Annotated in this window: 24 protein-coding genes; 14 read left to right on the forward strand and 10 right to left on the reverse strand. The window is 70.6% G+C overall.

Features of this window, described 5'->3' with window-relative positions:
- The first annotated feature begins 93 nt into the window (after positions 1–93).
- The 4 genes from ABGB08_RS42285 (at position 94) to ABGB08_RS42300 (ending at position 4,907) form a co-directional block, all read left to right on the forward strand.
- Positions 94–1,692: an ABC-F family ATP-binding cassette domain-containing protein gene (locus ABGB08_RS42285; protein WP_347602503.1), complete on the forward strand. Its 1,599-nt coding sequence runs from the start codon at positions 94–96 to the stop codon at positions 1,690–1,692.
- Between the two features lie 114 nt (positions 1,693–1,806).
- Positions 1,807–2,022, forward strand: a complete 216-nt coding sequence (locus ABGB08_RS42290; protein ID WP_155336977.1) for a helix-turn-helix domain-containing protein — start codon at positions 1,807–1,809, stop codon at positions 2,020–2,022.
- Between the two features lie 124 nt (positions 2,023–2,146).
- Positions 2,147–2,962 carry an enoyl-CoA hydratase/isomerase family protein gene (locus tag ABGB08_RS42295; protein ID WP_347602567.1) on the forward strand — a complete coding sequence of 272 codons (816 nt, stop codon included), beginning with the start codon at positions 2,147–2,149 and terminating at the stop codon, positions 2,960–2,962.
- Positions 2,963–3,023: 61 nt separating this feature from the next.
- Entirely contained in the window at positions 3,024–4,907 is a 1,884-nt protein-coding gene (locus ABGB08_RS42300) for an ABC transporter ATP-binding protein (protein ID WP_347602506.1), read from the forward strand.
- On the opposite strand, the gene ABGB08_RS42305 is transcribed toward ABGB08_RS42300, so the two are convergent.
- Positions 4,882–5,775 (reverse strand): sulfotransferase, encoded by an 894-nt coding sequence (locus tag ABGB08_RS42305; RefSeq protein ID WP_347602509.1) that lies wholly within the window; start codon positions 5,773–5,775, stop codon positions 4,882–4,884. The two genes, ABGB08_RS42300 and ABGB08_RS42305, sit on opposite strands and share 26 nt — an antisense overlap.
- Before the next feature lie 31 nt (positions 5,776–5,806).
- On the opposite strand from ABGB08_RS42305, the gene ABGB08_RS42310 reads away from it, so the two are divergent.
- A complete protein-coding gene (locus ABGB08_RS42310) occupies positions 5,807–6,724 on the forward strand; it encodes an LD-carboxypeptidase (protein WP_155356620.1) in 918 nt (305 codons plus the stop codon).
- 95 nt (positions 6,725–6,819) lie between these two features.
- On the forward strand, positions 6,820–7,704 hold the full coding sequence (locus tag ABGB08_RS42315) for a hypothetical protein (protein WP_347602513.1): 885 nt from the start codon (positions 6,820–6,822) through the stop codon (positions 7,702–7,704).
- Between the two features lie 62 nt (positions 7,705–7,766).
- Here the strand turns inward: ABGB08_RS42315 and ABGB08_RS42320 are convergent, their stop codons facing one another.
- Positions 7,767–9,569: a glycoside hydrolase family 15 protein gene (locus ABGB08_RS42320; RefSeq protein WP_347602516.1), complete on the reverse strand. Its 1,803-nt coding sequence runs from the start codon at positions 9,567–9,569 to the stop codon at positions 7,767–7,769.
- A gap of 4 nt (positions 9,570–9,573) precedes the next feature.
- The gene (locus ABGB08_RS42325) at positions 9,574–10,173 is read right to left on the reverse strand and encodes a hypothetical protein (RefSeq protein ID WP_347602519.1); all 600 of its coding nucleotides are present in this window, start codon (positions 10,171–10,173) and stop codon (positions 9,574–9,576) included.
- Positions 10,174–10,252: 79 nt separating this feature from the next.
- Here ABGB08_RS42325 and ABGB08_RS42330 point away from each other — a divergent pair, with 79 nt between their 5' ends.
- Positions 10,253–11,665, forward strand: a complete 1,413-nt coding sequence (locus ABGB08_RS42330; protein ID WP_347602570.1) for a PLP-dependent aminotransferase family protein — start codon at positions 10,253–10,255, stop codon at positions 11,663–11,665.
- On the opposite strand, the gene ABGB08_RS42335 is transcribed toward ABGB08_RS42330, so the two are convergent.
- A complete protein-coding gene (locus tag ABGB08_RS42335; protein ID WP_347602522.1) occupies positions 11,649–12,263 on the reverse strand; it encodes a trimeric intracellular cation channel family protein in 615 nt (204 codons plus the stop codon). The two genes, ABGB08_RS42330 and ABGB08_RS42335, sit on opposite strands and share 17 nt — an antisense overlap.
- Positions 12,264–12,382: 119 nt before the next feature.
- Between ABGB08_RS42335 and ABGB08_RS42340 the strand changes: the two genes are divergently transcribed.
- From ABGB08_RS42340 to ABGB08_RS42350, 3 genes are all read left to right on the forward strand, one after another.
- The gene (locus ABGB08_RS42340) at positions 12,383–14,218 is read left to right on the forward strand and encodes an AMP-dependent synthetase/ligase (protein WP_347602525.1); all 1,836 of its coding nucleotides are present in this window, start codon (positions 12,383–12,385) and stop codon (positions 14,216–14,218) included.
- Positions 14,219–14,325: 107 nt separating this feature from the next.
- On the forward strand, positions 14,326–15,252 hold the full coding sequence (locus tag ABGB08_RS42345) for a hypothetical protein (protein ID WP_347602528.1): 927 nt from the start codon (positions 14,326–14,328) through the stop codon (positions 15,250–15,252).
- A 156-nt stretch (positions 15,253–15,408) separates the two neighbouring features.
- The gene (locus ABGB08_RS42350) at positions 15,409–16,305 is read left to right on the forward strand and encodes a hypothetical protein (RefSeq protein WP_347602531.1); all 897 of its coding nucleotides are present in this window, start codon (positions 15,409–15,411) and stop codon (positions 16,303–16,305) included.
- Positions 16,306–16,360: 55 nt separating this feature from the next.
- Here ABGB08_RS42350 and ABGB08_RS42355 read toward each other — a convergent pair whose 3' ends face one another.
- Genes ABGB08_RS42355 through ABGB08_RS42365 form a run of 3 tightly spaced genes read right to left on the reverse strand, consistent with a single transcriptional unit; the run spans position 16,361 to position 18,940 of the window.
- Entirely contained in the window at positions 16,361–17,377 is a 1,017-nt protein-coding gene (locus tag ABGB08_RS42355; protein WP_347602534.1) for an NAD(P)/FAD-dependent oxidoreductase, read from the reverse strand.
- Positions 17,374–17,883 (reverse strand): isoprenylcysteine carboxyl methyltransferase family protein, encoded by a 510-nt coding sequence (locus ABGB08_RS42360; protein ID WP_347602537.1) that lies wholly within the window; start codon positions 17,881–17,883, stop codon positions 17,374–17,376. Before ABGB08_RS42360 ends, ABGB08_RS42355 begins: the two co-directional genes overlap by 4 nt.
- Before the next feature lie 10 nt (positions 17,884–17,893).
- Positions 17,894–18,940, reverse strand: coding sequence for a 3-oxoacyl-[acyl-carrier-protein] synthase III C-terminal domain-containing protein (locus ABGB08_RS42365; protein WP_347602540.1), 1,047 nt, complete (start codon positions 18,938–18,940; stop codon positions 17,894–17,896).
- Between the two features lie 138 nt (positions 18,941–19,078).
- Here ABGB08_RS42365 and ABGB08_RS42370 point away from each other — a divergent pair, with 138 nt between their 5' ends.
- Positions 19,079–19,924 (forward strand): UbiA family prenyltransferase, encoded by an 846-nt coding sequence (locus tag ABGB08_RS42370; protein ID WP_347602543.1) that lies wholly within the window; start codon positions 19,079–19,081, stop codon positions 19,922–19,924.
- Here ABGB08_RS42370 and ABGB08_RS42375 read toward each other — a convergent pair.
- From ABGB08_RS42375 to ABGB08_RS42385, 3 genes are read right to left on the reverse strand one after another with little or no spacing between them, the layout of a single operon-like run.
- Complete coding sequence (locus ABGB08_RS42375; protein ID WP_347602546.1) at positions 19,921–21,075, reverse strand: RtcB family protein; 1,155 nt, start codon at positions 21,073–21,075, stop codon at positions 19,921–19,923. The genes ABGB08_RS42370 and ABGB08_RS42375 overlap by 4 nt on opposite strands.
- A 57-nt stretch (positions 21,076–21,132) precedes the next feature.
- The gene (locus ABGB08_RS42380; RefSeq protein WP_347602549.1) at positions 21,133–21,507 is read right to left on the reverse strand and encodes a Pr6Pr family membrane protein; all 375 of its coding nucleotides are present in this window, start codon (positions 21,505–21,507) and stop codon (positions 21,133–21,135) included.
- Positions 21,432–21,749 carry a hypothetical protein gene (locus ABGB08_RS42385; protein ID WP_347602552.1) on the reverse strand — a complete coding sequence of 106 codons (318 nt, stop codon included), beginning with the start codon at positions 21,747–21,749 and terminating at the stop codon, positions 21,432–21,434. Before ABGB08_RS42385 ends, ABGB08_RS42380 begins: the two co-directional genes overlap by 76 nt.
- Positions 21,750–22,125: 376 nt before the next feature.
- Here ABGB08_RS42385 and moaA point away from each other — a divergent pair, with 376 nt between their 5' ends.
- The 3 genes from moaA to ABGB08_RS42400 form a co-directional block, all read left to right on the forward strand.
- Positions 22,126–23,109 (forward strand): GTP 3',8-cyclase MoaA, encoded by a 984-nt coding sequence (gene moaA / locus ABGB08_RS42390; RefSeq protein WP_347602555.1) that lies wholly within the window; start codon positions 22,126–22,128, stop codon positions 23,107–23,109.
- A gap of 123 nt (positions 23,110–23,232) precedes the next feature.
- Positions 23,233–23,808: a molybdenum cofactor guanylyltransferase gene (locus tag ABGB08_RS42395; RefSeq protein ID WP_347602558.1), complete on the forward strand. Its 576-nt coding sequence runs from the start codon at positions 23,233–23,235 to the stop codon at positions 23,806–23,808.
- A gap of 116 nt (positions 23,809–23,924) precedes the next feature.
- On the forward strand, positions 23,925–24,034 hold a 110-nt coding region (locus ABGB08_RS42400; protein ID WP_347602573.1), incomplete at its 3' end, for an RRXRR domain-containing protein.

Raw genomic sequence — 24,034 nt, forward strand, 5'->3', positions numbered from 1 at the left:
TGGGCACTCCCGATTGATTTCTCCCCGCGTATCGATCGACTTCCTCGTACCGGGTCCCCTCAGCCACGCCTGCCACGGAGTGTTCCGCTCATCATGATCATTGCAACTGACGTCGAACTGCGCGCCGGATCGCGCCTGCTCATCGAGAAGGCCAGCTTCCGGGTCAACTCGGGTGACAAGATCGGTCTCGTCGGCCGGAACGGGGCCGGGAAGACCACCCTCACCCGGGTGCTCGCGGGTGAGGGCATCCCCGCCAGCGGCTCCGTCACCATTTCCGGAGATGTCGGCTATCTGCCGCAGGACCCGCGCACCGGCGACCTGCAGGTCCTCGCCCGCGACCGGATCCTGTCCGCGCGCGGCCTCGACGAGATCATCCGTGACCTGCGCGCCGCCGAACTCGGCATGTCCTCGGCCGACGAGCGCTCCCGCGACAAGGCCGTCCGGGCGTACGGCAGGCTGGAGGACCGGCTGCACGTGCTCGGCGGCTACGCGGCCGAGTCCGAGGCCGCCTCCATCGCCTCCAGCCTCGGCCTGCCGGACCGGGTGCTCAGGCAGCCCTTGGAAACCCTCTCCGGCGGCCAGCGCAGACGGGTCGAACTGGCCAGAATTCTGTTCAGCGGAGCGGAGACTCTCCTTCTGGACGAGCCGACAAACCACCTCGATGCCGACTCAATTGGGTGGCTTCGTGATTTTTTGCGATCACACCAAGGCGGCTTGATCATTATCAGCCACGATGTTGGCCTACTTGAAGCGACGGTAAACCGCGTTCTGCACCTGGACGCCAATCGCTGCGTGATCGACACCTACAACGTCGGCTGGAAGGCGTATCTGGCGCAGCGGGAGACCGACGAGAAGCGCCGCAAGCGCGAGCGGGCCAACGCCGAGAAGCAGGCCTCGGCGCTGATGTCGCAGGCCGACAAGATGCGGGCGAAGGCCACCAAGGCCAAGGCCGCGCAGGACATGACCCGCCGGGCCGAGCGGCTGCTGTCCGGCCTGGAGAGCGAGCGGCGCTCCGACAAGGTCGCCAAGCTGCGCTTCCCGGCCCCCGCGCCGTGCGGCAAGACCCCGCTCACGGCGGTCGAGCTGTCCAAGTCCTACGGCTCGCTCGAAGTCTTCACCGACGTGGACGCGGCCGTGGACCGGGGCAGCCGGGTGGTCATCCTGGGCCTCAACGGCGCCGGCAAGACCACCCTGCTGCGCATCCTCGGCGGCCTGGAGAAGCCCGACACCGGCGAGGTCCGCCCAGGTCACGGGCTCAAGATCGGCTACTACGCGCAGGAGCACGAGACGCTCGACCCGGGCCGCACCGTGCTGGAGAACATGCGCTCCGCCGGGCCCGACCTGGCCGACGTGGACCTGCGCAAGACCCTCGGGTCCTTCCTGTTCACCGGGGACGACGTGGACAAACCCGCCGGGGTGCTGTCCGGCGGGGAGAAGACCCGGCTGGCGCTGGCCACCCTGGTGCTGTCCAGCGCCAACGTGCTACTGCTCGACGAGCCCACCAACAACCTCGATCCGGCCTCCCGGGAGCAGGTTTTGACGGCGTTAAGGTCCTATTCCGGGGCGATTGTGCTAGTCACGCATGATGAGGGCGCGGTTGACGCCCTGCAACCGGATAGGGTGATCTTGCTACCTGACGGAATTGAAGACGCGTGGAGCGATGAATTTTCCGATCTTGTGGCCCTCGCCTGATCGTAATTTTGACGGGTACGGATCTTTTCCCTGGGAGTAGGTAGCCGATCTCGCCGAAATGACTGATCATGGCGTGAGTAACGCTGCGGAAGTCTGGCACTACAGGAGGTACTCGTGGCCGAGACTCTGAAGAAGGGCACCCGGGTGACCGGGGCCGACCGTGAAAAACTGGCCAGCGATCTCAAGAAGCGCTATGCCGCGGGTGAGAGCATCCGGGCACTGGCCGCTTCCACCGGCCGGTCGTACGGGTTCATCCACCGCATCCTCTCCGAGTCCGGTGTGACTCTGAGGGGGCGCGGCGGGGCGACCCGAGGCAAGTCCAAGCGCTAGATCCGCCTCACAGTAGCGACCGCAGCCGCTCAGTCCCGTATGTCCAAGAGCGGCCGCGTCTGAGATGCCGAACTATGTTCGGTAGGCTCGGACGCGACCGCAGGGGAAGGGGACGCCGGTGACTGTGGACGCGAATCTTGGGGGGAGTGCGGAGGCCATCTCGGCGAGCGAGCTCGCGGAGATCGGACTGCGCTATGAGGTGGACGGCGCGATCGCGACGATCACGCTGGACCGGCCGGACAAGCGAAACGCGCAGACGTTCGCCACCTGGTCGGCCCTGGCCCGGATCGGGGAGCACATTCCGGATCAGGTGCGGATCGTCGTCGTGAAAGGCGAGGGGCCGTCCTTCTCAGCGGGCATCGACCTGCGCATGTTCACGCCGGAGGGGGTGCCCGGGCAGGGCTCGTTCGTCTCGGCCGCGTCTCTCGGGGAAACCACTTTCGAGAGACGGATAGCGGACGCTCAGCGCGGCTTCCTGTGGCTGCGCCGCCCGGACATCGTCTCGATCGCGGCCGTGCACGGTCACGCGATCGGCGCGGGGTTCCAGCTGGCCCTCGCCTGCGACCTGCGGGTGGTGGCCGAGGATGTGAAATTCTGTATGAAGGAGCCGGCGCTCGGGCTGGTTCCCGACCTGACCGGCACCAAGCCGCTGGTCGAGCTGGTGGGGCTGCCCCGGGCGATCGAGCTGTGCCTGACCGCGCGGGTGGTCGGCGCCGAGGAGGCGGTGCGGCTGGGCCTGGCGGAGCTCGCGGTTCCGGCGGGTGAGCTGGCGCAAGCCGTACAGGACCTGGCGGGGGCGTTGCTGGCGACCGACCGCGGGGCCGCGACGGCGACCAAGCGGCTGTTGCAGGGCGCCCTGGGGCGCAGCCTGGAGGAGCAGGCGATCGCCGAGCGGAGGGAGCAGATCGTGCGGATCAGAACCTTGTTCGCCTCTGGCTGAGCCGGAATCGGCGGGGCGTCCGGCGGGTTGATGATTACGTGATTACAACGCTTGGACGGCTATGGCGATGATGGGCGGGGGCTACGGCCCCTCGGTGATGCGGTCCATGCGCCGCGACAGCTCGGTGATGCACGAGCGGCTCAAGCCGGGCACGGTCCGGCGCATCACGCGGTACGCGGGCGCGTTCCGCTGGCAGATCGCGGCCTTCCTGGCCTTCGTCGTGGCGGATTCGATGATCGTCATCGCCAACCCGCTGCTGGTGAAGGCGATCATCGACACCGGCATCCCGCAGAAGCGGATCGACCTGGTGGTCTGGCTGGCCCTGGCCATCGCCGGCCTGGCCGTGCTGGACGCGATGCTGAGCATGGGCGAGCGCTGGTTCTCCGCGCGCATCGGCGAGGGCCTGATCTACAAGCTGCGCACCGAGGTGTTCGACCACGTCCAGCGCATGCCGGTGGCGTTCTTCATGCGCGCCCAGACCGGCGCGCTGGTGTCCCGCCTCAACTCCGACGTGATCGGGGCCCAGCGGGCGATCACCAGCACCCTGTCGTCGGTGGTGTCCAACGTGATCGGCCTGGTCATCGTGATGGCCACCATGCTGGTCCTGTCCTGGCAGATCACCCTCGTGGCGCTGGCCATGCTGCCCATCTTCGTGATCCCCGCCAAGCTGGTCGGCCGCAAGATGTCCCAGCTGACCCGCGAGCAGATGCAGCTGGACGCCGAGATGGGCTCGGTCATGACCGAGCGCTTCAACGTGGCGGGCGCGATGGTCGCCAAGCTCTACGGCCGCCCCGACGAGGACGCGGTCTACTTCAGCCAGCGCGCCGCCCGGGTCCGCGACCTGGGCATCACCGTGGCCATGGCCGGCACGGTCTTCCGGATCGCGCTCGGCCTCATCGCCGCCCTCGCCACCGCCCTGGTGTACGGCTTCGGCGGCGTCCTGGCCATCGGCGACACCTTCCAGCTCGGCACCCTGGTCGCCATGTCCGCCCTGCTGATGCGCCTGTACGGCCCGCTGACCAGCCTCTCCAACGTGCACGTGGACGTGATGACGGCCCTGGTCAGCTTCGACCGGGTCTTCGAGGTCCTGGACCTCAAGCCGATGGTCGCCGAGAAGCCGGGCGCCCGCGCGATCCCGCCGGGCCCGGTCACGATCGAGTTCGACGACGTGCGCTTCCACTACCCGGCCGCGGCCGAGGTGTCGCTGGCCTCGCTGGAGACCGTGGCCAGGCCTGAGACGGGCGAACCCGCCCAGGTGCTCAACGGCGTGTCGTTCACCGCGCGTCCGGGTGAGCTGGTCGCGCTGGTGGGGCATTCCGGCGCGGGCAAGACCACCACGACCTCCCTGGTGTCCCGCCTGTACGACGTGAACGAGGGCGTGGTGCGGCTCAACGGCGTGGACGTCCGGGACGCCACCCTGGACAGCCTGCGCGACACCGTGGGCGTGGTCATGCAGGACGCCCACCTGTTCCACGACACCATCGGCAACAACCTCCGCTACGCGCGCCCTGACGCCACCGACGAGGAGGTCTGGGAGGCACTACGGGCAGCGCAGATAGCCGACCTGATCCACAGCCTGCCCGACGAGCTGGAGACCGTCGTCGGCGACCGAGGCTACCGGCTGTCCGGCGGCGAGAAGCAGCGCATCGCACTGGCCCGGCTACTGCTCAAGGCCCCCGCCGTCGTCGTCCTAGACGAGGCCACCGCGCACCTCGACTCCGAGTCCGAGGCGGCCGTGCAGAAGGCACTCAAGACCGCCCTGCAAGGGAGGACCTCGCTGGTGATCGCGCACCGGCTCTCCACGATCAGGGAGGCCGACACGATCCTGGTCATGCAGGACGGCCGGGTCGCCGAGCGGGGCCGCCACGAGGAGCTGCTGGCCAGGGGCGGGCTCTACGCCGAGCTCTACCGCACGCAGTTCACCGTTGGTAGCCCAGCCGCTTGAGCTCCTCCCTGGCCACCTTCTCCACGATCTTGAGGTCGTCCGGGGTGAGGCGGCGTCGCCAGGCGCCGACCTTGGGGGCGCTGGTGCCGTACAGGGCGATGGTGGAGATCTTGGTGTCCAGGAAGGCGGAGACCGTGTCGATCGCCTCGGCGGGGGAGCGGTGCAGGTCCTCGTAGCGGACCGTGAGCAGCTGTTCGGGCGGGAGCTCCTTGCGCAGGACGGCGCTGAGCCGGATGGCGGCCCGCCAGCGCAGGGCGCTCTTGCCCGCCGTGGCCATCGCCTTCCAGCGGTCCCGGTGCGCGGCCGCGTTCACGCCCAGGAACGGGTTGGGGAACTCGGTGTCCTCGGCCAGCATGTGCGGCTTGAACCAGGCCATCGCCGCCGGGTCGGCCAGCATGTCGGCGACCACGTCCCGGCCGTCCCTGATCAGCTGCACGAACCGGGCGTCCGGGAAGGCCTGGAGCAGCACCGGCGCGCTGTAGAGCAGGTCGGGGCTGGCGTCGCCGAACCTGGCCAGCGTGCCCGCGCCGATCTGCTCCAGCGCGCACGGGCCCGCGCCGATGATGCCGCCCGCCTCCCGGCACGGCGCCGCGCACTCCCCGCACGCGCCCGGCATCACCTGCCAGGCCTCGGCCAGCACGTCGCGGAGCACCCGCGGCGCGCCGCCGCTCCTGGCGATGGACGGCTTGCGGGCGAACGCGTAGACCACGCGTGCCACCGGCGCCCGGCCCATCGTGAGATGGAAGCCCGGGGAACGTTTCAGGGCACGCGCGAGCAGGTCCGCGCCGGAGTGCGGGGCGCCGAGCACGAAGACCGGCTGTCGGACCTTTACGCCGTTTACCACGAGAATGTGGGTCGGATGTCGCATAGGTGAGCCCTAGTCTGACACCCTTTGGGGGGTGCACGAACGCACCCCGCCGAGGCTTGCTCCCGGCGATACCGTAGCCCTGGTCGCCCCATCCGGACCGCTCGACGCCGAGCGCCTCTGGCGGGGCCGCCGTGTCCTCACCGACCTGGGGCTGAATGTCGTCCTCGGCTCCCGGATCTTCACCCGCCGCGGCTACCTGGCCGGCCCCGACGTGGCGCGCGCCGCCGACCTCCAGGAGGCCTGGTGCGATCCCGAGGTGGCCGCGGTCATCTGCGCCCGCGGCGGGTACGGCGCCGGCCGCCTGCTGGACCTGATCGACTGGGATGCCATGAAGTCGGCCGGATCCAAGATCCTGGTCGGCTCCAGCGACATCACCGCGCTGCACCTGGCGTTCGCCCGGCGGCTCGGCCTGGCCACGGTGTTCGGCCCGATGCCCGCCTGCGCCACGCTGGCCGACCCGGAGGGGCCTGAGCCGTACTCGCTGGGGCACCTGCACACGACGCTGTTCCACGGGCACACGCCGACGGCCGTCACCGGGGACCGGGTGATGTCGGAGGGCCGGGCGGTCGGGCCCATGATCGGCGGCAATCTGACGCTGCTGGCGGCGATGTGCGGAACGCCGTACGAGATGCGGGCGGAAGGGCATATCGTGCTGCTTGAGGATGTGGGGGAGGATCCGTACAGGATTGATCGCATGCTCACCCAGCTGGCGCAGAACGGGGCGTTCGACGGGGTCAAGGGCTTCGCGCTCGGATCCTGGGTGGACTGCGGGAACGTTCTACCCATTCTGGCCGAACGGCTGATTCCGCTGGGAGTGCCGATCGTCGCGGGGCTGCCGATCGGGCATGGATCACCACAGTTCAGTGTGTGGCTAGGGGCAGATGGGGTCATTGATACCGAATCGTGCTCTCTGACTGGCCTCATTAGCGACACGGACAAGGCACCCTGAAGCTGGATTTCTCAGCATGCCCTTTTCAACTGAAACGCGGCGAAGGGATGGGTGCGTTGGGTCTGTTGCGGCGGCTACGCGGTCGGATCCGGCCCGTGCAGCCCGTGCAGCCTGAGCCCAGAGCGGCCGAGGACGTGGACCTCGACTCGCTGCTCGGGCTCGTCGTGGAGACGATGGGCTACACGTGCACCTTCGAGAACGACGGCACCTCGCTGCTCATGGGCGACCGCGCCGGGGACGGCTCCGGCCCCGTCCGCACCGTCAACCTGGTCGGCCTGCGCCGCGAGGCCGCCCGGCGGTCCCGCGAGGACTGGCCGATGCTGGTCTCCGAGCACCTCTCCCGCGCGATCTCCGGCGAGCCGTTCGACGCCTGCAACCTGCCGCGGATCAAGCCGCTGCTGCGCACCCGGGTGCACGCCGCCGACGACCCGTCCATCCCCGACCCGTCCCGGATCATCGGCCGCCACCTGAGCGCCGACCTGATCGAGGTGCTCACCATCGGCGGCCGCCCGGTCCGTCCTGAAGAGGCGTTCTGCTGGCCGATCCCGCCCGCCGAGGCCCTCGACGTGGCGCTGGACAACGCCCTCGCCGACGAGCGCCTCACGGCCGAGCACCTCGACCTCGGCGGCGTCAACGTGCGCCTGCTGACCGCGCCCACCGCCGTCGCCCACCTGCGCCGCATGCCCGCCCCCGCCGACGGCGTGCTGGTCGTGCTCCCGCACTCGGGCGCGATCGCTGTGCATCCGGTCGAGGGCATCGGCGTCGTACGGGCCCTGGAACGCCTGCGCGTCTACGCCCAGCGCGAGTTCGACGAGCGGCGCGCCGACGGGCTCAGCCCGCACGTGTACTGGTGGCACCACGACCGGCTCACCCGCATCCAGGCCGACCTGGTGGCCCAGGACGGCCAGGTGCGCCTGGTGGTCACCCCGCCCGCCGAGTTCGCCCGGCTGCTGGCCCGCCTGGCCGGAGGGGCTAACTGAGGGCTGTGTCTATGGCCGCACCTCCGGCACGGCGGGCTTGGCCGCGCCTGTGTCTTCCCTCGTCACTCCGGGCCGCTTCGCGACCCTGCGTTCCTCAGTCCAGACACAGGCGCGGCCAAGCCGTGCGCGGTGTGGATCAGCGGCACGTGGCTGAACGCCTGCGGGAAGTTGCCCACCATGCGGTCGTAACGCGGGTCGAACTCCTCGGCCAGCAGGCCGACGTCGTTGCGCAGCCCCAGCAGGCGTTCGAACAGCTCCACCGCCTCCTCCTTGCGGCCGATCCTGGCCTTCGCCTCGGCCAGCCAGAAGCTGCAGGCCAGGAACGCGCCCTCGCCGCCGGGCAGGCCGTCCACGCTGTTGGCCTCGGCGATCGGGTAGCGCAGGATGAAGCCGTCGCTGCTCAGCTCGCGCTCCACGGCGTCGACGGTGCCGTGCACGCGGGGGTCCTCCGGCGGCAGGAAGCCGACCATCGGGATCAGCAGCAGGGCCGCGTCCAGCTCGCGGGAGCCGTAGGACTGGGTGAAGGTGTTGCGCTCCGCGTCGAAGCCCTTGCGGAGGACCTCGGCGTGGATGTGGTCGGCCAGCGCCTGCCACCTCTCGGCGGGGCCCGCCCGGCCCAGCTCTTTGACCACGCGGACCGCGCGGTCGGCGGCCACCCAGGCCATCACCTTGGAGTGGGTGAAGTGCCGCCGGGGGCCGCGGACCTCCCACAGGCCCTCGTCGGGCTGGTCCCAGCCGGTCTCGATGAAGTCCAGCATCTTGCGGGTCAGCTGCCAGGCGTGGTCGTCTTGGGGCAGGCCGTGGCGGAGGGACTGGTAGAGGCAGTTGATGACCTCGCCGTACACGTCCAGCTGGAGCTGGTCGACCGCGCCGTTGCCGATCCTGGCCGGGCGGGAGCCCTCGTAGCCGGGCAGCCAGTCCAGGGTCATCTCGGGGAGGCGGCGCTCGCCGGCCACGCCGTACATGATCTGGAGGTCCTGCGGGCGGCCCGCGATCGCGCGGAGCAGCCACTCCCGCCAGGCCCCGGCCTCCTCCAGGTAGCCGGACTGGATGAGCGCGTCCAGGGTCATGGTGGCGTCGCGCAGCCAGCAGTAGCGGTAGTCCCAGTTGCGGACGCCGCCGAGGTCCTCGGGCAGCGAGGTGGTGGGGGCGGCCACGATGCCGCCGGTGGGCGCGTAGGTGAGGGCCTTGAGGGTGACCATGGAGCGGACCACCGCGTCCCGCCAGGGGCCGCCGTGGCGGCCGGAGGCCACCCAGTCCGTCCAGAAGTCCTCGGTCTCGGCGAGCTGGTCGATCGGGTCGATGTCCTCGGGGCGGGGCTGGTGCGAGGGGTGCCAGGTGAACACGAACGTCTGGCGCTCCCCGGCGGAGACCCGGAAGGTGGCCTTGTGCTTGTAGTCGCCGCCCTTCAGCGGGATCGAGGAGCGCAGCCAGACCGAGTCGGGGCCGCCGATGGCCTGCACGTGGCCGTCCGCGCGCCGCACCCACGGCACGATCCTGCCGTAGTCGAACCTGATCCGGATCTCGGTGCTCATCTCCACCGTGCCGGCCACGCCCTCCACGACCCGGACCAGGTCCGGGTTGATGTGCCGGGGCGGCATGAAGTCGATCACCTTGACCGTGCCGCCCGGGGTGTCCCAGACGCTCTCCAGGATGAGCGTCTCCCCCCGGTACGCGCGGCGCGTGGCGGGCCCGCCCGAGCTGGGGCCCAGCCACCAGGAGCCGTGGGACTCCTCGCCGAGCAGCTTGGCGAAGCACGCGGGGGAGTCGAACCGGGGCAGGCACAGCCAGTCGATCGAACCGTCCCGCCCGACCAGGGCCGCCGACTGCATGTCCCCGATGAGCGCGTAATCCTCGATCCGCATGCCGTCACGCTACACGCTGTAACCGCATGAACAACTGAGTCAGCGGCCCGATCGCGGTGGCGAAGACCAGGGTGCCGACTCCGACGGTCCCGCCGAGGAGCCAGCCGATCGCCAGCACGCCGACCTCGATGATCGTGCGGGCCAGCCGGATCGACAGGCCCGCCCGGTGCAGGCCGGTCATCAGCCCGTCGCGCGGTCCCGGGCCCATGCCCGCGCCGATGTAGAGGGCGGTCGCGAAGGCCACCAGGATGACCGCCGCCAGCAGGTACGCCCAGCGGACGGCCAAGTGCCCTGGGGTGGGGGCGAGCCAGATGGTGGCGTCGGCGCACAGGCCGAGCAGGACGATGTTGCTGATCGTGCCCAGGCCGGGTTTCTGGCGCAGCGGGATCCAGAACACCATGACCAGCGCGCCGACCAGGATGATCCAGGTGCCGATCGACCACCCGGTGCGCACGGCCAGGCCCTGGTGGAAGACGTCCCAGGGGTCGTTGCCGAGCGCGGACTCGACTTGCAGGCCGATGCCCGCGCCGTACAGGGCGAGGCCGGAGTAGAGGCGGAGCAGGCGGGCCGGAAAGGACGCGACGGGAATGGTGAGCTCAGTCATAGTGCCCCCATCCTCCCGGCGCGGAAAGTCCTGATAAAGGGCCAATTTCGGGAAATGGCCCTATATTGGGCGGGTGGATATGAGCGCGGGGCAGCTGGCCCGGCTGGTCGAGGTGCCGCAGGACGCGCGGCCGTACTATCGGGCGCTGGCCTCGGCCGTGCGGGATCGCATCCTGGACGGGCGGCTGCCGGTGCGGGTGCGGCTGCCCGCGGAGCGGCAGCTGGCCGAGGCGCTCGGAGTGAGCAGGACCACCGTGACCGCCGCCTACGATCGGCTGCGCGGCCAGGGCTACCTGGAGAGCCGCCAGGGCGCGGGCAGCTGGACGGCGCTGCCGGACCCGAGCGCCTGCGTCGACAATCCGTGGGTGAGCGCCGACGACGACGGCCTGCTCCCGCTGCACGCCGCCGCCCCGGCCGCGTCCCGCTTCCTGGACGAGGCGCTCGCGCACGCGGGCGCCGGATACCACCGGTTCACCCTGGGCATGGGATACGACCCGATCGGCCTGCCGGAGCTGCGGGCGGCCATCGCGGCGCGGTACACGGCGCGCGGGCTGGCCACCCGGCCCGAGCAGATCATCGTCACGACCGGCGCGCAGCAGGCCATCCACCTGCTGATGACGCTCTACGCCGGGGCGGGGGATCCGGTCCTGCTGGAGTCGCCGACTTACCCGCACGTGATCGACCTGGCCCGCCTGCGCGGGGCCAGGATCGTGCCGGTGGGCATCCCGGCCGACGGGCGCCACCTCGACCTGCTGATCAGCGCGGCCCGGCAGTCCGGGGCCCGGCTGGCCTACCTGATCCCCGATTTCCAGAACCCGACCGGCCATCTCATGAGCGCCGACGACCGGGCCGCCCTGGTGGCCGCCGCGCGGCGCCACGACCTGACCGTGATCGTGGACGAGACCTGGGCCGAACTCGCCGTCGACGACCTGGAACAGCCGCCGCCCACGGCGGTCTTCGACACCGACGGCCGGGTCGTCAGCGTCGGATCCGCCTCCAAGCTGTGGTGGGGCGGCCTCCGCATCGGCTGGATCAGGGCCGGCGCCGCCCTGGTCCGCCGCCTGGCCGTGCTGCGCGCCTCCGTGGACATCGCCAGCGCCCTGTTCGAGCAGCTCGTCGTGGCCCGCCTGTTCGACCGCATCGAGGAGACCAGGGCCGAACGGCGGCGCGCCCTCGCCGCCTCCCGCGCGGCCCTGGTGGACGTGCTCCGCCGCGAACTCCCGGACTGGAGCTTCCGCGTCCCCGGCGGCGGCGGTTCGCTCTGGATCCGGCTGGGCGCGCCGATCGCGACGCCGCTCTCCGAGGCGGCCGCCGCCGCGGGGGTACGGCTCGCGCCCGGCCCCTGGTTCGGCGTCGACGGAACCCTGGAGGGCCACCTGCGGCTGCCGTTCACCCAGCCCCCGGACGTGCTCGTGGACGCGGTGCGCCGGATCGCCGCGTCCAGGGGGGCGGCCGGTCGCAGCCCCCGGGCCTCGCTCATTCCGGCGTTGTGACCCCGCGGGCCAGGGGCGCCCGCCAGGAGTAGCGCATCGCGAGCATGCGGAGGGTGAAGGCCAGCAGGGCGGCGGCGAGGGTGGCGGCGAAGTCGTACACGCCCAGGCGGGACAGCACGGCCATCAGGGTCGCGCCGAGCATGGCGGGGACGGCGTAGAGCTGGCGGTCGTAGAGCAGGGTGGGGGTCTCGCCGGAGAGCAGGTCGCGCAGGATGCCGCCGCCGACCGCCGTGCAGACGCCGAGCAGCACCGCGTGCGGCGCGGACAGGCCGAACAGCAGCGCCTTCTCGGTGCCGACCGCGCAGAACAGGCCGAGCCCGGCGGCGTCGAACACCAGGATGGCGGGCATCAGCCGGGCCACCTGCGGGTGCCAGAGGAACACCACGGCGGTCGCGGCGACCGGGACGAGCAGGTAGCCGACGTCGCGGAAGGCGGCGGGCTGGATGCCGATGAACAGATCTCGCAGCACGCCCCCGCCGACGGCGGTGAAGAACGCGAGAACCGCCATGCCGACCACGTCCAGCCGCTTCCGCACGCCCTGCAGCGCCCCGGAGGTGGCGAAGACGAAGATCCCGGCGAGATCGAGTACGGAAGTCACCGAATAATCATCCCATCACCGGCTCTATGCCGAAAATTCTCGTCGAAATGGGGGGTTGTCAGGGATTGCTTACACATGATGCGATGCAGGCCACCTGTACGAACCATACGGAGGGTGGAATGGCGGATCCTCAGGTCCTTCAGGAACGTGCGGCGATCGAGCAGGACATCGCCGGCCGGACCATCTGTCAGCAGTTCGCGGAGACGGCCGAGCGGTATCCCGACTCGCCCGCCTACTCCGACCCGGTGGAGGGCGGCTGGTCCACCCTGACCTACGCCGAAGCCCGGCAGCGGGTCCTGGAGATCGCGGCGGGCTTCGCCGCCCTCGGCCTCCAGCCCGGCGACGCGGTCGCGCTGATGATGGTCAACCGCAGCGAGCACGTCCTGGCCGACCTGGGCGCCGTGCACGCGGGCGCGGTGCCGGTCTCGGTCTACAGCACCTTCGCGCCCGATCAGGTCTCCTTCGTGGCCCAGAACGTCGGCGCGAAGGTCGTCGTGCTCGGCGGGCCGCGCGAGTTATCCCGGTGGGAGCCCATCCTGGCCGAGCTGCCGGGCCTGACGAAGATCATCATGCTGGAGGGGGCCACCGGCGACCAGCTGTCCTGGGCGGACTTCCTGGCCCTCGGCGCGTCCTCGCTCGCGGCCGACCCTGCCGCGGCCGAGGAGCGGTGGCGGGCCGTCGGCCCCGACGACACGGTGACCGTGCTCTACACCTCCGGCACGACCGGTATGCCCAAGGGCGTGCCGCTGACCCACCGCAACGTGCTGTTCGAGGTGGGCGCCACCGACCGGATGACCTCGCTGCCCACCCAGGGCACCCAGATCTCCTACCTCACCTACGCGCACATCGCCGAGCGGGTCCTGTCCCTCTACCTGCCGGTGTTCAAGGTCTCGCACGTGCACTTCTGCACCGACCTGGCCAACCTGGGCGCCACGCTGGGCGCGGTCAAGCCGGTCATGTTCTTCGGCGTGCCCCGGGTCTGGGAGAAGATGATGGCCCGGCTGCAGGCCCTGCTGGCCACCCAGCCGGAGGAGCAGCAGGAGAACGTGCGCGCCGCGATGGCCGCCGGGCTCGCCTACGTGGAGGCCGGCCAGCACGGCGGCACCCCCAGCCCCGAGGTCCAGGCCGCCTACGAGCAGGCCGACGCCGCGCTGCTGGGCATCATCCGGATGATGATCGGCTTCGAGAACGCCCGCTGGCTGGCCACCGCCGCCGCGCCGATGCCCCTGGAGGTCCAGCGCTTCTTCGCCGGCCTCGGCCTCAAGGTCCTCGACGTGTACGGCATGACCGAGACCACCGGCGCCTTCACCGCCAACAGCCCCGCCAGCTACCGCCTGGGCACCGTCGGGCGCGCCGAACCCGGCGTCGAGGTCCGCATCGCCGAGGACGGCGAGATCATCACCCGCAGCCCGCTCAACACCACCGGCTACCTCGACCGCCCCGAGGCCACCGCCGAGCTCCTGGACTCCGGCGGCTGGCTGCACACCGGCGACGTCGGCTCCATCGACGAGGATGGCTTCGTCCGGATCGTGGACCGCAAGAAGGAGCTCATCATCACCGCCGGCGGCGAGAACATCTCCCCGGCCAACATCGAGAACTACCTCAAGGAACACCCCCTCATCGGCCAGGCCCTCGCCTACGGCGACCGCCGCCCGTTCCCCGTCGCCATCCTCACCCTGGACGGCGAGGTCGCCCCCGGCTGGGCCCAGGCCAACGGCATCGCCTACGAATCCCTCGCCGAACTGGCCGAGCACCCCGACGTGCTCAAGGCCGTGGAGGCGGCCATCGAGACGGCCAACGAGAAGCTGGCCCGGGTGCAGCAGGTGAAGAAGTGGCGGCTGCTGCCGGTGGAGTGGACGGCGGAGACCGAGGAGCTCACGCCCAGCCTGAAGCTCAAGCGCCGGGTGATCCACGCAAAGTACGCGGAGATCATCGACGACATGTACCGCGACTGATCCGCTTCCCGCCAGGGCCGTCCGTTCCGGGCGGCCCTGTTCGTTTGCCATTCGGGGTGTGTGTCGGGTCCGTTCGTTTTGCCGTGGGCTGCCTAGCGTTCTGCGCCATGACGAGACGAATTCTCGCGACGCTGACCGCCGTCACGACGCTGGCCTGGCCGGGGGTTCCGGCCCGGGCCGCGGAGACGGAGCTGGCGATCAGGTCCATCAGTTTGCGGCCGGCGGAGCCCGTGGTCCGGGCCACCGGCGCGGTGAAACTGGTCATCGATGTGGTGGCCCGGGGGGCGCACGGAGTGCGGGGCGTGACCGTGCTGGTCGAGCCCGGGCGCCCGCCGGCGGGCGCCACGAATCTGACGGGCGTGAACCCGGAGCTCACCCCGGCGGAAACTCCTGCGGAAACCCCTGCGGAAACCCCGGCCGAGCCCGCGGTCCCGCCTGCGGCGCCCGCTGTTCCGGAGACCAAGCCCGTGGCGCCGGCCGTTCCGCCCGCGGCGCCCGCCGTTCCGGTGGCCGAGCCCGCGGTCGCGGAGCTGACGGCGACGGCGGTCCGCCCGCCGGTGGGGTTCCACCGGTTCCGGCTGGCCGCGGAGGGGTGGCAGACCTGGCGGTTCAATCCGCAGGTGGGGCTGACGCGGTGGTATCCCAGCGGCGTGTGGACGATCGCCGCCACGGCCACCGATCAGGCGGGTAACGAGGTCAAGGCGTACACGACGTTCCACCTGCGGCGGGAGACGTCGCTGCAGGGGGTCGCGGTGAGCGAGCGGAAGAAGGTCCGGGTCTCCGGGACGCTGATGCGCCTGGATCCGTACGGGCTGCTGGGCCGCCGGCCGTTCCGTAAGCGGAAGCAGGTGCTCATCCGGTTCCGGGGGACGGGCGGGGAGTGGCAGACGGTGGCGTCCGCGCTGACCCGGCGGGACGGATCGTTCGACCAGCGGGTCAAACCAGCGGGAGAGGGGGTTTATCGGGTGGAATTCCCCGCTACCTCGCGTTATGCGGCGGATGTCAGCCCCGAGCGGCGCCCACGGCGTAATTAGACGCACGGGATGACGGTTCCGTTGCCAGATCGTGATCAGTTTTTCACTGTCTTTAACGCAACTTTTCCCTGTCTTGACGCGTCTATGACGTAGGCGCGCTCTACCTCAGAGCGTGTGTGTTAACGGGGAGAGGAAGCACCCTCTATGGTCAGACGAATGGCAACCGCCTTAGTGGCGGCCGCCGTGGGCGCCTCGGCGCTCGCGGTGGCGGGGCCCGCGTACGCGGATCCCGGCCCGAATGATGGGCACCATCCCGGGCCCGACCCGAAGATCACGAGCATCGTGGTCAACCCCAGCGAGGTGGTGCTCAAGCACCGCCACGACTCGGAGACCGTATCGGTCACCGTCAAGGGTGTGGATCTCAAGTCCGCACAGGTCTACTTCGTTCCCAAGGGGCACCATTGGGACGGCGGCGGCCACGGCGGCGGCAACGGTCCGTGGGACAAGAAGGATGACGAGAAGACGCCGGCCCCGGAGTACAAGCCGATCTGGTTCGCGGAGACGTTCTCCAAGACCATCGGCTGGAACGACCCGGTCGGCTCGTGGAGCGTGCGCGTTGTCGCCGAGGGCGTCAACGGCCGGAAGGTTTTCGGCGACAGCTCGTTCTTCGTCAAGCACCACACCTGGACTCCGCCGAAGAGTCCGAAGGGGACCCGGTTCGTGGGCTTCAACGCGAGCCCTGAGCCGGTCAAGCAGGGTCGCAAGCTGTCCCTGTCCGGTCGCCTTCAGGTCGCCCAGTGCTACGGCGACCGGTACTACGAGTACGACAAGGCAAGGGTCGAACTCGATGGCTATCCCTCCTCCTCGTGCTACGAAAGCCGCAAGTACTGGCACGACTGGTACAAGCTCGGCTGGGAGGACATCGACGTCTACTTCCTGCCCAAGGGCTCGCACAAGTGGCGCTACGTCGACACGATCGAGACCAACCCCGACGGCACGTTCTACACGAAGGTCAAGGCGTTCAAGTCTGGCACTTGGGGCGTCCGCTTCGACGGAACCCGCGACCTCGCGGGCTCCGAGGCGTACGACTACGTGAAGGTCGTCAAGAAGTAGGCACCTCGGCACCGGACGGCCCGGTCTCCTTCGGGAGGCCGGGCCGTCCTGCCGTTCAGGCCAGCAGGGCGACCGCGGCGCGGAAGACGCCGGGCAGGGCGTGCGCGGCGGGGACGATGAGCTGGGCGGTCGGCCAGGTGTTCCTGGCCGCCAGGAGGGCGCCGGTCAGGGCGCGGTGCCGGGACGACAGGCGCCGCCACTGGCGTTCGTAGTTCTCGGGCCTGCCATCGGCCAGGCAGCGGATCAGCGCGTCGGCCGACTGGAGGGCGAGCGAGAGGCCCTCGCCGGTGAGGGCGTCCACGTAGCCCGCGGCGTCGCCGACCAGGAGCACCCGCCCGGCCACCCGGGCGCGGGCCCGCTGGCGTAACGGGCCCGCGCCGCGGACGCGGGTCGCGGCGGTCCCGGTCAGGCGGGCGGTGAGGGCGGGGAAGTCGGCGAGATGGTCGTCGTAGGGGCGGCGGACGGAGCTGAGCACGGCCACGCCGACCAGGCCGGGGGCGACGGGGGTGACGTAGGCTTCGCCGCCGGTGGCCCAGTGGACCTCCACGTAGTCGGTCCAGGGTTCGACGCGGTAGTGGCGGCGTAAGCCGTACCGGCGGGTTCCGGAGACGGGGCGGGAGAGGCCTGCCATGGTCCTGATGGGGGAGTGTAAGCCGTCGGCGGCGACCAGCCAGCGGGCGTGGCGTCCGGCCGCCTCCACGTGGCCCGGGAACTGCCGCACGCCGTCGATCCGGCCGGGGACGACCTCGATGCCCAGGCTCGTGGCCCGGGCGGCTAGGGCGGCGTGTAAGGCGGTGCGCCGCACGCCCAGGCCCTTGCGCCCGCCGGGGAAACCGGCGGTGACGTCGTGGCGGGCGTTCAGGTAGCGGATGCCGCGCAGCGGCCAGCCGTCCACGATGACGCCGAGCGACTCCAGGGCCTCCACGCCGGTCGGCATCAGGCCTTCCCCGCACGCCTTGTCGATCGGCCCGGCTCGCGGTTCCACCACCACCGTCGTAAGCCCGGCGAGGCGCGCCCGGATCGCGGTGGCCAGACCCGCAGGCCCGCCGCCCGCCACCAGGACGTCGATCATGCCGTGGCCAGGCGTAGCGCCGCCTCCTCGCACCGGATCCTGACCACCATCAGCACCGCGTTCGCCACGGTGAAGATCAACGCGGTCACCCAGGCGGTGTGCGTCAGCGGCAGCGCCGCCCCTTCCACGGCCACCGCCACATAGTTCGGATGCCGCATCCACCGGTACGGCCCGCCGGTCACCAGCGGCATCCCCGGGACCACGATCACCCGCGTGTTCCACTGCGGCCCCAGCGTGGCGATGCACCACCAGCGCAACCCCTGCGCGGCGACGACCAGGGCCAGCATCGGCCAGCCGAGCCACGGCAGGAACGGCCGGTCGGCCGCGGCCACCTCGATCAGGCAGCCCGCCAGCAGGCCGGTGTGCAGGGCGACCATCCACGGATAGTGCCCCTGGCCGGACACGACCGCGCCCCGCTCCCGGCTCCACCGCTCGTTGCGCCGCGCCACGACCAGCTCGGCGAGCCGTTCCACCCCGACCAGCAGGACCAGCAGCGTGTATCCCATGCCGCCAGTCCTACCAGGTCAACAACACGAGTTCGGAACAGAATCCAGGACCCATCGCGATGAGCAGCCCGGGCGTGCCCGGCGGCGGGCGCAGCGCGATCGTGTCCCGCAGCACGTGCAGCACCGACGAGGAGGACAGGTTGCCCACCCCGGCCAGGGAACGCCAGGTGACGTCCAGCGCGCCGGGCTTCAGGTCCAGCGTCTCGCCGACCGCCTCAAGCACCTTCGGGCCGCCGGGATGGCAGACCCACGCGGAGACGTCCTCGATGGTCAGCCCGTGATCGGCGAGGAAGCCGCGGACGTCGTCGCCGAGATACTTCCGCGCCACGTCCGGCACCCCCGCGTCGAGCACGATCCGGAACCCGGTGTCGGTCACGTCCCAGCCCATGACGTGCTCAGAGCCCGGATACAGGTGGCTTCTGGTGGCCACCACCGTCGCGTGTGACCGCTCCGCCCGGGCGCCGCCGACGGCCACCACGGCCGCCGCGCCGTCGCCGAACAGCGCTCCCGCCACCAGGTTGGCCGCGCTGGTGTCCCCGCGCTGCAGGGTCAGCGAGCACAGCTCGACCGACAGCAGCACGGCCACGTGCTCCGGCCAGCCGCGCAGGTAGTCGTGGAGCCGGGCGATCCCGGCCGCCCCGGCCACGCAGCCGAGCCCGAACACCGGCACCCGCTTCACGTCCGGGCGCAACCCGAGCCGGCCGGCGAGGCGGGCCTCGATGCTGGGCGCGGCGATCCCGGTCACCGAGGTGAACATGATCATGTCGACGTCCCGCGCGGTCAGCCCGGCCTCCGCCAGCCCGCCGAGCACGGCCTCCGCGCCCAGATCGAGGGCGGCCTCGATGAAAACGTCGTTGGCCATCCCGAAACCGGACAATTTCTCATAGTCGGCCAGCGGCATCGCGAGATGGCGGTGCTGCACTTTCGCGCTGCGATGCAGGCGATCCAGCACTCGCCGATCGGCGCCCGGGCACATCCGCGCGACCGCGTCTGTGATTTCGGCCTGCGGATATCGATTCGGTGGCACAGCACCATAAACAGCGGCAATACGGGACATCAGGCTCCCCGTCTCACGGTTACCTGTCGAATCACTAATGCCCAACTTCAACTCGCCCACCCCCCGTTTCCGGACATGCCCGACTTATCACGCTTCTAATCTGGTGTAAGGGTTATGTCCCGGGGGCATTTGCGGTCTGTGAGCGACCCTCCCGCCCTCCTCCGGCTGACACCCGCGCACGGGCTGGTGGCCGCCTGCCATCCCGGGCCGGCCCTCGCCGTCACCGCCCTGGTCACCGCGCTGGCAGCGGGGAGCGGGCGGTCGATCGCGGCGTGCGCGGGGGTGGCGCTGGCCGTACTGGCCGGGCAGTTATCCGTCGGCTGGTGCAACGACGCCGTGGACGCGGCCAGGGACATCGCGACCGGGCAGCGGGGCAAGCCGATCGCGCTCGGGCTGGTCAGCGTGCGCGCGGTCGGGGTCGCGGCGGCCGTGGCGCTGGTGCTCTGCGTGCCGCTGTCGCTGCTGTCCGGGCTTCCCGCGGCGGTCGCGCATCTGACGGCGGTGGCTGTCGCATGGGCGTACAACCTGGGGGTGAAGGCCACCGCGCTGTCCTGGATGCCGTACACGGTGGCGTTCGGGCTGGTTCCGGTGTTCGTCGCGGCCGGCCTGCCCGGCAGTCCCTGGCCCGCCTGGTGGGCGGTGGGCGCGGCGGCGCTGCTCGGGTTCGGCGCGCACCTGGCCAACGTGCTGCCCGACATCGACGCCGACCTGGCCACCGGCGTGCGCGGCCTGCCGCAGCGGCTCGGCGCCCGCCGGGTCCGGGCCCTCGCCCCCGTCCCGCTGCTCCTGGCCGCGGCGCTGCTCGTCCTCGCGCCACCCGGAACTCCAGGACTGCCCGGCTGGACGGCTCTCGCCGCCGCCTCGATCCTGACGGCGGCGAGCTGGACGTTCGGGGCGCGCCGCCCGCGCGCCCCGTTCCTGACCGCGATCGCCGTGGCCGCGGTCGGCGTCGCCCTGCTTCTCGCCCGGGGCACCGGGGTCTAGCCCTTGTAGTTGAACACCTGGTGCAGCGTGTGCCGGATCTCGACCAGGTCCCGCTGGTCGGCCATGACCCGGTCGATGGACTTGTACGCCTTCGGGTGCTCGTCCACCAGCGCCGCCGCCCGGCTGGCGTTCCAGGTTCGCCCGCGCATGGCCTCCTTCAGCGACCTCGCGGTCAGCTCCCGCCGCGCCTGGCCGCGCGACATCCGCCGCCCGGCGCCGTGCGAGCAGGAGTTGTACGACTCCGGGTTGCCCAGCCCGCGGACGATGTACGACTGGGTGCCCATCGACCCCGGAATGACGCCGTCGTCACCCCGGTCGGCCTTGATCGCGCCCTTCCGGGTGATCCACAGGTCGGTGCCGAAATGCTTCTCCCGCTGAGCGAAATTGTGGTGGCAATTGATGGTTTCCACCATTTCGCCCTTCTTGACGATGCTGAACAGGGCGTTGTTCAGCACCACGTTCATCCGGGCGCGGGACGCCATCGCGTACGCCTGCGCCCACAGCATGTCCTCGATGTAGGCGGTGAACTCCGGCGTGCCCTGGACCAGGTAGGCCATGGCCGGGTCCTCCAGCGCGATCGCCTGGCGCTCCATCATGCTCTTGGCGTCCACGATGTGCTTGGTGGCCAGCTGGTTGCCGATCCCGCGCGAGCCGGAGTGCAGCACCGTCCAGACCCGGTTCCGCTCGTCGAGGCAGACCTCGACGAAGTGGTTGCCCGAGCCGAGCGTGCCGAACTGGACCGAGACCGTGTGCGCCTGCTTGGCCGTCAGCTCGGTGTGCGGGCGGCCCACCGCGTCCAGCGCGCGGTCGATCGCGCTGTCCTCGTGGCCCTTGCCGACCCCGGCCGGGATGCGCTTCTCCACCAGCGGCATCAGCGCGTCCAGCGAGTGCGGCAGGTCCTCGGCGGTCAGCGACGTCCTGGTCGCGATCATGCCGCAGCCGATGTCCACGCCGACGGCGGACGGGATGATCGCGCCCTCGGTGGGGATGACCGATCCGACCGTGGCGCCGATGCCGACGTGCGCGTCCGGCATGAGCGCGACGTGACCCGCCACGAAGCTCATCCGGGCGGCGCGCGCGGCCTGCGTGATCGCGCCCGGGTCCAGGTCGCTCGCCCACGAAAGCACGTTCGGGGCGACCTCGTTCGGCATGATGATCCTTTCGTCGGCCTCCAGTGTGCCCAGCCGCCGTACGAGATCCCACTGGTTTTAGGTACGGCTGGCGTGATTGACGAGGCGGTGCAGAGCGATCAGCCCACAGCCGAGTAACGCGAAGCAGACGGCCAGCGCCAACGCCGTGAGCGCCACTCCGCCGTACCCGGACCTGTCCACATCAAGAAACGGATACGGGTACCGCTTCCATGCCCCCGCAGGCAGCAGGACGCCCCGGACCAGCGCGAAGACCATGTACGCCACCGGATAGACCAGCCACAAGAGAGCGGCCACCCACCTCGGCCGTGGGGCGGTCCGGTCGAAGGCCAGCCAGTCGATCACGGCCATGACCGGTGTCACGTAGTGGAGCAGGAAGTTGCCCAAGCCGAGGCCGGAGAGCGACAGCCGCTCGAACGGGCTTGCTCCGCCCATGCGCAGAAATGCCACACCAGCCCGGTTATCACGATGTAGAGCGTCACCGCCCCCTTGACCTCGGCCGAAGCCGGTCGCCTGCTCACCACCCGCCAGAAGTAATACCCCGCGAGCAGCAGATTGCTCTGCACGGTGAACAGGACGAGCGGGTTCAGCGGGCTGTCCAGGGCGATCCATGTGTAGACCATCCCGATCACCGCGGCCGCGACCACCACCAAACGGAATATCGCCGCCCAGATCATAGAATTCACCATCGCACAGGCGGCTCCATGCGGCCGCCCGTTAACCGATCGCGGAAACCCACCGGGTCATTTGCAGGCCCCGGACCGGGGCGCCCCTGCGAGGACGGCCAGGCCTCGTGAGGGGTTCCGTTCCGAGCGATGATGTCGGCGAACGATTCCCGCCAGGATCTGAACGATCATCTGACTGACTGTCGGCCCTGGCAGGGAGCGTTCGTGTGCGCTCACGGGACGTGGCGTCGTGACTCCATAGGAGCCTGGCCGGAGTCCCATCACTATCTTGTCCGCGTTGAACCTGTGGGGCGTCAATAGGGCCGCTTTGGAGCGACGGAGATCTGAGGCATAGGCTGGTGAGATCTCGTGCGATGGAGGTTTGCCCGTGCTGGTCGACTCGTTTGGGCGGGTGGCGACTGATCTGCGGGTGTCGCTGACCGATCGGTGCAACCTGCGGTGCACCTACTGCATGCCACCGGAAGGCCTGGACTGGCTGCCCAAACCCGAGCTGCTGACCGCCGACGAGATCGTCCGGCTGGTCCGGATCGGCGTGGAGCGGTTCGGCATCACCGAGGTTCGCTACACCGGCGGCGAGCCGCTGCTGCGCCGCGAGATCGTCGACATCGTGGCCCGTACCTCCTCGCTGGGCGCCGAGCTCTCCCTGACCACCAACGGCATCGGGCTCGCGCGGCTGGCCGCCCCGCTGGCCGAGGCCGGGCTGCACAGGGTCAACGTCTCGCTGGACACGCTCGACCGGGACATCTTCATCAAACTGGCACACCGGGACCGGCTCAAGGACGTGCTGGACGGACTGGCGGCGGCCGAACAGGCCGGGCTCACCCCGGTGAAGGTCAACGCCGTGCTGATGCGCGGGATCAACGATCACGAGGCGGCCCCGCTGCTCCGGTTCTGCCTGGAACACGGCTACGAGCTACGTTTCATCGAGCAGATGCCTCTGGACGCGCAGCACGGCTGGAGCCGGGCCAACATGATCACCGCGGACGAGATGCTCACGGCGCTCCGCGCGGAGTTCGACCTCACCGACGCCGACCCCCGCGAGCGCGGCAGCGCCCCCGCCGAACTGTTCCTGGTCGGGGGCGGCCCCGCGAAGGTCGGCGTGATCGGTTCGGTCACGAGACCGTTCTGCGGAGCCTGCGACCGAGTCCGCCTAACCGCCGACGGCCAGGTCCGCAACTGCCTCTTCGCCACCGAGGAATCCGACCTGCGATCGGCCATGCGCGGCGGCGCCTCCGACGACGAGCTCGCCCAGCGATGGCTGGCCGCCGTCCGCGTCAAGAAGGCCGGCCACGGTATCGACGACCCCAGCTTCCTGCAGCCCGCCCGGCCGATGTCCGCCATCGGCGGCTGAAACATGCCCCCGGTCCCTGACGCGGCGGCCGAAGGCAGGCCAGGGAGTGGCACGGCGGCTTCCTCGGCAGCTTCGGGTGCGCCGAGGGATGGCGTCGCCCCCGAGGAGGTGAAAGGCGATGGGATGTTCCGCTATGACGCGATTGTCCTCACAGGCGGGCGAGCCAGCCGGTTCGGCGGCGCGGACAAACCGGGCGCGCTGGTCGGCGGACGTTCGCTGATCGAGCGTGTCGCGGCAGCCATGTCCACCGCGGGTCGTCTGATCATCGTGGGGGAGCGGCGCGAACTCGCACACCCCGGCGAGGTCGTTTTCACCAGGGAGGACCCGCCCGGCGGTGGCCCGGTTCCGGCCGTCCGCGCGGGCCTGGTCTACGCCGACCGGCCCTGGGTCGCGCTGCTGGCCGGGGATCTGCCCTTCTTCACGTCCGCCGACGTCGAGACGCTGCTGGCGGCCGCGGGCACGGGAGCCGTGCTCGTCGACGACACCGGGCGCGAGCAGTGGCTGGCCGGGGTGTGGCGGCGCGATGTGCTGGCCGACGCGCTGGCTCGTTACGATGGGCGCTCGCTGCACGGCGTGCTCGGGCCCCTGGAGCCGGCACGGGTGGCCGTGCGGGACCGGGTGCCGTGGTTCGACTGCGACACCACCGACGATCTGGCGTTGGCCAACCGACAGGAGACGGCGTCAACGACCCCAGCCTGAAGGCCGGGGCTTGAGGTGCCCGCCGCGCACCGATAGCCCCGCGTTGACCAGCCCTAGTCGATCACCTGAAGGAGGTGCATTCGATTGACTACGTTTCACGCGGGAGTCGCACCGGCATGTACTCGTTCCAACTTGATCACCGAGGCGGGCAGATCCGCGACAAGCTCAGTGCACGTTCGAGCCACCGGCGGCGACGCCGGTCGAAGAATCTGCGCTACCGCGCCCC

It is taken from the genome of Acrocarpospora sp. B8E8, assembly GCF_039871605.1.
GTDB lineage: Bacteria > Actinomycetota > Actinomycetes > Streptosporangiales > Streptosporangiaceae > Acrocarpospora > Acrocarpospora macrocephala.